Annotated in this window: 8 protein-coding genes and 1 pseudogene; all 9 read right to left on the reverse strand. The window is 37.0% G+C overall.

Going from position 1 to position 10,609, the window contains the following annotated elements:
• On the reverse strand, positions 1–509 hold a 509-nt coding region (locus ACFVSH_RS18285), incomplete at its 3' end, for a response regulator (RefSeq protein WP_387707195.1).
• Positions 487–1,821: a sensor histidine kinase gene (locus ACFVSH_RS18290; protein WP_387707197.1), complete on the reverse strand. Its 1,335-nt coding sequence runs from the start codon at positions 1,819–1,821 to the stop codon at positions 487–489. The genes ACFVSH_RS18285 and ACFVSH_RS18290, both read right to left, overlap by 23 nt.
• A 351-nt stretch (positions 1,822–2,172) precedes the next feature.
• Positions 2,173–3,906: an amidohydrolase gene (locus tag ACFVSH_RS18295; RefSeq protein ID WP_387707199.1), complete on the reverse strand. Its 1,734-nt coding sequence runs from the start codon at positions 3,904–3,906 to the stop codon at positions 2,173–2,175.
• A gap of 1,007 nt (positions 3,907–4,913) precedes the next feature.
• Positions 4,914–5,166: pseudogene (locus ACFVSH_RS18300) on the reverse strand (citrate transporter); the annotation flags it as partial.
• Positions 5,167–5,315: 149 nt separating this feature from the next.
• Entirely contained in the window at positions 5,316–5,822 is a 507-nt protein-coding gene (locus ACFVSH_RS18305; protein ID WP_387707201.1) for a hypothetical protein, read from the reverse strand.
• Positions 5,819–6,004, reverse strand: coding sequence for a hypothetical protein (locus ACFVSH_RS18310; protein WP_387604811.1), 186 nt, complete (start codon positions 6,002–6,004; stop codon positions 5,819–5,821). Before ACFVSH_RS18310 ends, ACFVSH_RS18305 begins: the two co-directional genes overlap by 4 nt.
• A gap of 206 nt (positions 6,005–6,210) precedes the next feature.
• Complete coding sequence (locus ACFVSH_RS18315) at positions 6,211–6,759, reverse strand: hypothetical protein (protein WP_387707203.1); 549 nt, start codon at positions 6,757–6,759, stop codon at positions 6,211–6,213.
• A gap of 497 nt (positions 6,760–7,256) precedes the next feature.
• Positions 7,257–9,497: a transglycosylase domain-containing protein gene (locus ACFVSH_RS18320; protein ID WP_387707205.1), complete on the reverse strand. Its 2,241-nt coding sequence runs from the start codon at positions 9,495–9,497 to the stop codon at positions 7,257–7,259.
• Between the two features lie 116 nt (positions 9,498–9,613).
• Complete coding sequence (locus ACFVSH_RS18325) at positions 9,614–9,853, reverse strand: hypothetical protein (RefSeq protein ID WP_260288771.1); 240 nt, start codon at positions 9,851–9,853, stop codon at positions 9,614–9,616.
• Between the last annotated feature and the right edge of the window lie 756 nt (positions 9,854–10,609).

Raw genomic sequence — 10,609 nt, forward strand, 5'->3', positions numbered from 1 at the left:
ACTGTAGGATAAGCTAAACCTACTTCTTTTGTAATCTCAGCAATCGCACAGGGCTGAATACAAGATTGTAAAAAAACTGAAACATGGGATAAAGTCGTTTGACTCATTCCTTTCGTTACAAAAACATCACCTTTTGTCTTTGTTGCTTCGAAAAGCCGCTTATGTAATTGAATTCGAGAGATGAGGTCCGGCGCTTTTATTGGTTTTAATGCAAAATCAGTTGCCCCCTTCTCTAAAAAAAGATCAGCAATCTCTTGGCGTTCATCTACCGTTAAAACGAGAATGGGAACTTCCCTATTGAGTCTACGAATTTCAGAAACGGTCGTTAGTCCATCCATTACAGGCATATGAAAATCTACGAGAACAATGTCAATCTCATTCTTTATAAATTGTTCTACACCTTCTTTTCCATTGCAGCAAGCTATTACTTTCCATTCTGCAAAATCACAAATTTCTTTCAACATATAGCGAACTGATTTGTCGTCATCAATAACTAAAATCTTCATCATTGTTCCCCCCTGCTAGATGCATCCAAATTGTGGTTCCCTGTCCAATTTTACTTTCAATAGAAACTGTTCCTTTATGCTCTTCCACCACTTGATGAACAAAAGATAATCCAATTCCTGATTGATATTTTGTACTGTATCCAGCCTTCCAAATCTTCTTCTGCTCCTCTTCATTCATTCCTTTTCCATTATCGGATACACCTAACAAAATCTGATCGCCATAATTTTTAGCTTTTATAGTCACCTTTCCTTCAGGACATCCTTCAATGGCGTCAAAAGCATTATTAATCAAATTTACTATCGCACGAGTCATCCGGATCTTATTAACCCAAATTTTAATAGTTTCTGGTTGATCGGGTAATTCTAGATTGACCTTTTTATCGGTACCACTTAATCGGCTTGACAAGGTATAATCAACCAGACTTTTTAAAGAACAACAACTCTTGTGTGATTTATATAAAATTTCAGATATCATTTCACTCATAGAACTAATAGACAATGAAATACTACCACAATATTCTTTGGTTCTTTCATGTTTATTATATAGACCAATTAAAGAAATGAGCCCCTCAATAGAGGCTAGTGGAGTTTTTAAATCATGAACCAGATTCAACACTTCTTTATCAGAACGAGCTTCTAGAGCCTCTAACTTAATAATGTGCAGTTCTTGAATAATCCTCCATCTAACGAGAAACCCCATCAGAATAAAAGCATTAATTAGAAATATAGAACATAACACGATTGCATATAACGAAAGAGCTTGATCGAATCCAATTTCAATTGCCCATTTCTTGACGTTAGTAGAGATGGCTCCATGACCGAACCCATACCTTGTAAGAAAAGGCACCTCATCTAACCACTGTACCCCAAAAAGAATTTGAACAAGAATAAGGGATTTCATAAATAACCCCAATCTTCCTTTTTCCAATAATTGCACTAAGATGATACATAAAAGTATGATAATGGCTGGAATACCAAAGTGATAATTAGATTTAATTGATAAATTTATAATTGCATAGGTAAGTGGGATGACAGCAAGAGGAATAGCTATTCTGAGCCAATTCCTCTGTAACTTTTCTCCTAATGCATTTCCCAACATAATAGCACCAATATAAAATGGAAGTGCGCGAATTGTATTAAGCATAACTATGGAAAAAGCCATTATTAAGAGAGTATTCCCATGGGGATTTTCCTCCATAATATTCATTAGTATACCTAGGCCTACATTTTGTGAGCTAAGCCAATGCGGCATAGAAATGCCTAAGAAAATTAAAGCCATCCCCCACACTGCTTTTCCAATAAGTGACTTACTCATATACTCCCCTTTCAATCTAAGTTAGTTCTTAAAATTATATTAATTTCATTAATATTAACAAAATTCTTTTAATGATTTAATATTAAAACAATATTAATATTTTAATGATTCCTTAACAAGAAATAGTTTTGGTCAAACATAATGTGAATTTGAAAAAATATAGGGTTCGTAACGGGTTTCTCCACCATTTGCCTGTCAGCTACCGAGCGTCTTTGCACTTACTCGGGTTGGACTCTCGACAACTAGCAAATAACGGCTTGCCGGGCACGAAGGAAGCAAAGAGACGGTTCTTGTGCTTCACCAGCAAGTGAATGAAGCAGTAGAACCGTCCCCGTGCATTCTATCCTTAATTTAATTTTCGTAGATAACCTTATCGTTCACAATTGTCTTAAGTACTTTGATTTCTTTAATTTTTATAGGGTCAACTGTTAACGGATTTTCTTCCAGAACAACAAAGTCCGCAAATTTTCCTCTTTCGATTGAGCCTTTTTCATTTTCCTCGAAGTTTTGCCATGCTGCATCACTTGTTACTGCGCGAAGTGCCTCTAATGGTGTAATTCTTTGCTCCGGACCAATCACTTTTCCGCTTCTTGAAATCCGGTTAACAGCGGACCATACTGCCTGCAGCGGGTCCATTGGAGTAATGTGAGAATCAAGATGAATGCTAAATTTAATACCACGATCAATGGAAGATTTAAGAGGGCTCATCATAGCTGCACGTTCAGGCCCCATGAATATATCCCTGTGCTGATCCCCCCAAAAGAAGGTATGGGAGACAAAATATGATGGTGTAACACCCAATTTCTTCATTTCATCCAATTGATCTAATCTAGCCATTTGAGCATGCTCAATACGATGACGGGCATCCTTACGCGGATACTCCTCCTGGGCAGTACGGAAGGCGTAAAGAATATCATCAATCGCTGCGTCTCCGTTACCATGAATCGCAATTTGGTATCCAGCCTTATGCAAATCCACTACTCGCTTCGTTAATTCCTCACGACTTGTCGCCGGATATCCCCGATAATTTGGATCATCTCCCGGAGGCACGTGGTACGGTTTACTTAAATAGCCGGTGTATCCTTGAATGGATCCATCATGAGACAGCTTCACAGGGCCAAGCTTCAGCATATCACTGCCGAAACCCGTTACAATACCGCCTAATTCACCAGGGGTTATAACGCCACCAAACCCCGCACCCATGGCTGTAACCCTTAACGGCAGCAAACCTTGCTTCTGATATCTTTGTAAATCAATAAGACCCTGTTTATTTGCCCCAGCTATAATCGAGGTCGTTACACCTTTTGAGATATAATCCTGGACAGCCTTTTTAAACGCTGCAAGATTTTCCTCTTCTGTAACAACAGGAATATGCTTGCTTACAAGTTCTTTAGCAGATTCCTCTAATACCCCAGTCGGTTCTCCTGTCTTAGGGTCTCTTACAATTACCCCACCAGGCGGATCGGGAGTATCTTTTGTAATTCCCGCCAATTTAAGCGCAACACTATTAGCTACTGCTAAATGTCCGGAAGTATGTCCGATATAGATTGGATGCTCCGTTGATACCTTATCCAGATTTTCACGTGTCGGGTGACGTCCTTCCGCTAAAAGTGTCTGATCGTACCCTCGCCCGAGTATCCATTCACCTTCGTGGGTTTCCATAGCTCGATCTTTCAAGGCAATGATCAGATCATCAACATTTTTAATAGGACCTACCGGAGGACTATTTAAATTAACTTGAACAGTCCCGTCCATTCCGGAGCTCGGAAAATGACTGTGGGCATCATAGAACCCCGGCAATAACACTTTATTCATTAAATCAACGACTTTCGTGTGCTGTCCCTTTAACTTACCAATTTCCTTATTTGAACCAACGGCAAAGATTTTTCCGTCCTTGACTGCTACGGCTTCGACAATGGTAGCACCTTTGTCCATGGTGATAACTTTCCCGTTAAAGTAAACAGTTTCAGGTGCAAGAGAATCAAGATGGTCTGGAAGTGTACCTGAAGAAAAGCCTACTAATGCAAGCACAAAAACTAGGGAAAAGATAAACAAACTTCTTTTACTTAAAAAATTCCTTTTCAAGAAAAAACCCCTTTTCTGATTTAAGATCCTATCCATAACACCTCTTGTTTTTGCCAAATACACCGATGATTTTCTAAGAAATATTTCATTTAAACAACTTGAAAGGGCCCCCCTCCTAAATGCTGTTGAAAAAGATTCATAAACGTCATGATGTCCGTACCAATTATAAATCTATTATACTAAATATTCTGAATTTTATATAGAGTTAATTAAAAATGGGCTATTTTATCTAAAACTCATTAGGATGGCCCAATTGTTGAACAAAGATCAAACAGTACTGTTGAACTAACCTGACTTTAGCTCCATAAGAAAAAGAGTATCAACGATATCCCTAAAATCTATGCGATATTATTAAGAAGAGGACAAAGAAAACGATCAAGTTATTGCTTATCAACTTCCCGAAAAAGCTTCAAAATTGGCGATTGATTCCGTTACTTTGGCCCAACAAGGTTAGATAACTTTCCTAGTTATGTTATGTATAGAAATTTCCAGATAGTTATTACCCTGAGATTGTATAACAAGAGGGCACTCCTTTTAAAAGGGGTGTTTTTTACATGCACATAAATAATACCCAAATAAAAAATAAAATCAGGTACCTGTTTATGGTGCTAAGCTTGTACGTTTTATATAATGGATTTTCTATACCAATTAGAGATTGCAAAGTACTTGTGAACTAGCATAGGTTACTACTCGCGGGTTTCTAGCGGGGTTCTAGCTGCCTTCCTTAATTTACTTAGATGGCTCCCATTTACCTATAAAAAACGCTATCATCGTTTGGCCTACTTGGTCTTGACTTCGCTACGAGACATATGTATCCCTGGTCTTGGGATTTTCTCTTTGTCTCTACCATAGCCCTGTCCTCCTTGGCTTGCTTGTAGTCTTGTTGTGCTGTCCGAGCGTGATAGGTTGCTACTCGCGATGATTTACTGCTTTCAGTACTACCGTAGGTTGGCCCTCATTCACCCTTTTATTACATACGAGTAAAGAATCGCTCCCTGAAATAAACTCTATAAAGAAATAACTCCTGTGATTAAAGCAATAAGAATCATGACTACACATGTTCCTACTGCCCACTTTAAAGTAAACTTTTGATGTTTACCAAAATCCACCTTTGCCATCCCTACCAATAAAAGGACTCATCGCATGAATCAGTTGCCCCAGCACAGAAGCTCGTGCAATTTCAACTGGATCCACTCCGTATGCCGCGGCGGTTTAAGCTATAATAGATAATACTCCAAAATAATAAGGATCATTTGCCATTACCACTCAAAAATTCCCTTGATTGATTTTTAAATTTCAGATGTACTTTATCTTTTGGACATAAAAACACCCCCTTTAGAGGATATTATCCAAAGGGGTAAAACGGTGCAACTTTATTATAAACATCGTGACTTTATTTCAAATCCACATCATTTTCCCTTTAATTCAGCTAAATAGTGCCTAACGGCACTTTCAACTAGTTCATAAACCGTCCTATCATGAATGATTGCTTGTATTTTTAGTTCCTTCATAAGTTCAACATCCATATCGAATGAAGAACGTTTTCTTATAACGTTGGTTCGTTCTATGGTTGGTGCTGATTGTTCGTTCGCTTGTTTGACCTGTTCTTTACCACGTTTTATGCCAACGTTAAAACGTTGGTTGGTATCGTTAATAGGTTCTTTATTTACATTAGTTGAAACGTTCGCCTTTTCCTTTCCTGCTGTTGCAAAGTCATAAATAAGCTGCTCTTGTACCGTTTCCTCGTCACCTTTACCAACGAAATACCAGCCTTTTTCGCCTGAATTACTATACTCATAACCAGCTTTATTCAATGCTTTTCTTAGTAATTTTTCTGAAAGATGAACATCAGCCCTTTTGGCAATATTCGCTGGTGTATCAGTTTTAATTAACTCCAGGATTTTACCTATTTTCATTTAGTACGCTCACGGGAAAACCAATACTTTGTTTTGATATTTCGATAAGTCCCAATGTCTTTGATCAGCTCGGAAATAAGATCATAACCGCAATATGTGTGCCTCAGCGTGCTAAATTCATCCAATGTGACATAATCATCACTCTTTAATTCAACGTGGCACTCTCCACAACAAATCCCCATATCCAACACCTCCAAAAAGTATATTGATATATTCGTCGAAACTTGGTGGCCATCCTTCTTTTGTACAAAAAACAGGTATATTGACGGTCCTTTAATTAAAAAATCACGAAACGATCACTTTATTATTTCCCCCATTGTTACATTTACTTCATTACACCTGAAAATAGAATATTTCTCTGACTCTAATAAGGTTTTTAACATGTTGGTTATAAAAAAGAATGAATTAAAAATAGAATAGCAAAAGCAACACCAGACCGCAAATGCCACTTCCGGTCCCTCCTCTGATATCGAAATATTCCCGATATAGGAACTGGAAGCAGGACTAGCAAGGAAAGCAATCCACTTATATTATTTAAATCAAATTTGAAGCCGTGCATAAAAACAGCTACCGTATGCAAAATAATAAAAGCGATGGCGATAATCGCTGCTGGAGTATGCCATCTTCGGGCAAAGCGCAGCAAAGTAGACAACCATTTTTTTACCTTGCCTTGACCTTTAAGCATACGAAGCCTAATAACTCGAAGAAATACATAATAAGCAAGTACAAAAAATAAGGCAATTCTTGCATTGGAGCCAAAACCTTTAAATGTATGTTCAAACTGCCTGCTGTGAAGAGTGGTTAATGAAAGTTGTAATAGTCCCTTAATTCCCCAAAGCATTATCGAAGCAGCGATAATAATCGCCACGATTACCCATATACGTTCCTTTTTAGGAATCCACCCTTGTTTTTGGACCTTGACTTCCCGTGTATTCATTGATCTGTCCTCCTATAAATAAGATTAGTATATACACTACATTTCTGCATTTTTAAATTAAAATAACCTTTAGATTCTTAACTTGGTCATTATCACCGAAACCCCATCTACTACTTAAGTGCCCGATAGATTAAATAAAATACTTCACCTCGTTTAAATTAATTCTGTAAGAACCTTACATTATGTCTCAACACTACGTTGTTCAAATAAACTAATATAGAAATTATAGCTATAACTAAAAAGCAATTACTATCCTATATTTCCGTAGGTACATGGAATAACTTTTCTTCGGACGTAAAATGATATTAGATTATTATTTATGTCCTTTCATGCCCTTTATAAACCAATCACATATTATTAGTGTATTTATCTGATTGAAGAGAGGATTAACTACATAAAAAGACAAATTTCAATGAATTTGCCCCTAAAATATGTATCTTTTTCAACGTGTATCATAAAAAAAGGATGGAACCAATGCGATCCCATCCTAAAAAACTTTATTGATTGTGTTTCTTTTCCTCTTGTTGTTTATGCTTCTCTTCCTTTTGTTTGTGTTTCTTTTCCTCTTGTTGTTTATGCTTCTCCTTTTGTTTGTGTTTCTTTTCCTCTTGTTGTTTATGCTTCTCTTCCTTTTGTTTGTATTTATTTTCCTCTTGTTGTTTATGCCTCTCTTCCCTTTGCTTATGTTTTTTATCCTCTTTATTGCCATCAATATCAAATGGTTTATCTTTATTATTTTTTGTAACTGGTGGAGCTTCTTCAGCATTTGCACCCTTAATGAACAGTTCATTATTCACCTGGTATACATCACTAGGCTGTTGGAAGCTACTTCGGTCTGTTCCAAACGCTTCCAGCATGACCTTAAACATTTGGTGCGAGATTTTAGTTGTATTTCCATCCATATAATTACCTGAACCATTTTTAGTATATCCAGTCCAAACCGCCATAGTGTATTGCGGTGTATAACCAGCGAACCAACTATCATTTACCGAACCGGATGGATATCCATATTGTGCTCTGGTTTTACTGTCAAAATTAGTTGTGCCAGTTTTTCCAGCCACATCTAGTCCAAGGACATTTGCTGTTTTTCCTGTACCAGATTTTACGACTGTCCGTAACATATCCGTCACCAAATAAGCTGTGTAATCATGCATAGCACGTTTTGGCTTTGGAGTAAAATTAACAACTCTGCTATCAGGATAGACAACTTTACGAACAAAATGTGGTGTATTGTATTCACCGTTATTTCCAAAAGCACTATATGCCCCTGCCAACTCTAATGGATTAACCGTATTACTTCCAATCGCATATGATTCGTACACCTTATTATTATTAAAAGTAATACCCAGATTTTCTGCAAAGTTTTGTGCTTTATCCATCCCTACTTCTTGCAGGGTAAGGAGTGCTGGAATATTGTATGACCATTGAAGTGCTGTTCTAATCGACAACATTCCGTGATATTGATGGTCCCAGTTAGAAATGGATTGACCATTTGAGTAGGTTATCTCATGATCATTAATTTGGTGTGCTGTAGACCATTTTGAATTTTCAATAGCCGGACCATAATCAAAGACTGGCTTGAAAGTAGAACCTGGTTGACGTTTAATATCAACCGCAAAGTTGTTGCCTCGGAAGGAAGCTTTATATTGGTTTCGACCGCTCCCAATAGCTCGAACTTCTCCTGTTTTTGTATCTAAAAATACGAAGGCTCCTTGAAAATTGTCATTTGGATAAGAAATAATCGCATCGGTGTTCATTATTTTGTCCGCAAAGGTCTGAGCTTTTGGATCTAGCGTCGTATAAATAGATAATCCATCCGAACTGATATCTACATTTTCCAGCTTTCTTTCAACTTCTTTTACAACAGCGTCCAAAAATGCCTCGTACGGCATTCCTGGTTGTTTTTTCGTTTTTGGAACAAGTCCTGCTGTAACTGGAACCTTCTTTGCATCATCCAATTGCTGTTTCGTAATATACCCTTGTTTATACATAGCTTCTAAAACAATATTACGACGATTTGTTGCAGCTTTCACATGTTCGGGTTCAGTGGGATCGTAATAACTTGGACTCTGCGGGAGCCCAGCCAGCATAGCGGCCTCCGGAAGCGTTAATTTATTTAGATGATCGGCATCAATTCCGTAGTAATTTTTGGCGGCAGCTGCTACACCATATGCCCCGTCTCCAAGGTAGATCTTATTTAAATACATCATTAAGATTTGATGTTTGGAATACTTTTGCTCAAGCTGATAGGCCAAGCTCCATTCCTGTACCTTTCGCTTTATTGTTTTCTGAGGTGACAAAAAGGAGTTTTTAATGACCTGCTGTGTAATCGTACTTCCGCCTTGAGATCCGAAATCCCCTTTTAGGTTCTTGAAGATTGCTCTCGAAGTTCCTTTTATATCAATGCCATTGTGTTCATAAAAATGTGCATCCTCCGTGGCAATGAAAGCATGTTCCAACATTTTTGGAACTTGAGAATACTTAATTTTTGTCCGCTTTTCTTTACCATATTCGTAAATGAAATTCCCGTTTTTATCGTATAATTTGGTAGAAAGGGGATCGACTAATTTTGAAGCTTCTATTTTGGGTGCATCCTTAATCATTGCTGCAACCGTAACTGCCCCTATTCCAATTGAAACAACACCTAATAATAAACACCAAAGTAAAACTTTTTTCAAGAAAGACCTTCTTTTAGGTGAGTTTTTACCTTTTTTTTGATCTTGTTTTGTTTTTTCCACTTGTTTTCGTTCCTGACGAGAACGATACATTTCTGACATTAATCTTCTCTCCCATATTCAAGTTACTCAACAAAATTGAAGAAAACTATGCAAATAACCTTTTATTTACTCACTAGTCATTTATGATCAGTATGGTATTTAAAACAATGCATTTCATTCAAAACCTGTATATAACGTATTAAGGAAGAATTTATCCTATACTCTCCTTGGTCGGTTTTCGCAATAAAGTAATTACTTCGTACTATCTTATCTAATACATCTTTTAGAACGTCTTCCTTCTTTACATCTGGCCCTTTTATTATTTTTTCTCGTTTAATATCATCATCCAAGGTATAACAAACAATAAATTTCTTCAAATTAGATCCCCCTTTCGAGAACAACTTCTGATTGTCTTAAGTAGGGAAACACGTCTACTCGAATAGTCTTAAAATTTATAAACTAAATAAGAATGCAATTATCGACCAGCTTTGTCTTTCAAAGACGTTATACATGAAGCAAATACCCATGTTATAAATGCTGGATAGCAATCCTACTATTTTTGAAAAATACCTTTGTGTACCATCTATAAATATTTCATGAATACCATAGATACAGCCTAAAAAGATATATATCAAAGCGTGTATAGAAAATTTCATTTTTTTAAGTCTATTTATATTAATTCGAATTGAACCTTAGTATTAAGGGGGCAAAATATTTAATCCTCGATTCCCCCCTCTATATAAAGACCAAATCTGCACCTTAGCCAATAAAAAAAGCCACCAATTATGGCAGCTGGATCTTCGACTTTTGTTCCCCTTTAAGCACATTATCTTTTTCTATATTTTATGTTCGTTTTACGTAATAACCTGGATAACTTACCTATATATAAGCCATCCAAGAGACACCCTAAGGATCTTGGTGTTTGTCTGAATCTATCCTTGAAGCTTTTCAGGGATGGATTTTTATTTTTTATTTTTCTTAGCTGAATAATATGTCTCAAGAGCGACTTAAAAGAGAGCTGGGTTTTCACCCCGTCTTAATTGCACTAACCTGCCCCGATAGTTGCATAAGAAAAGCCGCCTTTAAGACGGCTCTGACCTTCAGCTAACGCACCCGTTAGTTCATTAAAATAT

This window comes from Peribacillus sp. NPDC058002 (assembly GCF_042886655.1).
GTDB lineage: Bacteria > Bacillota > Bacilli > Bacillales > DSM-1321 > Peribacillus > Peribacillus aracenensis.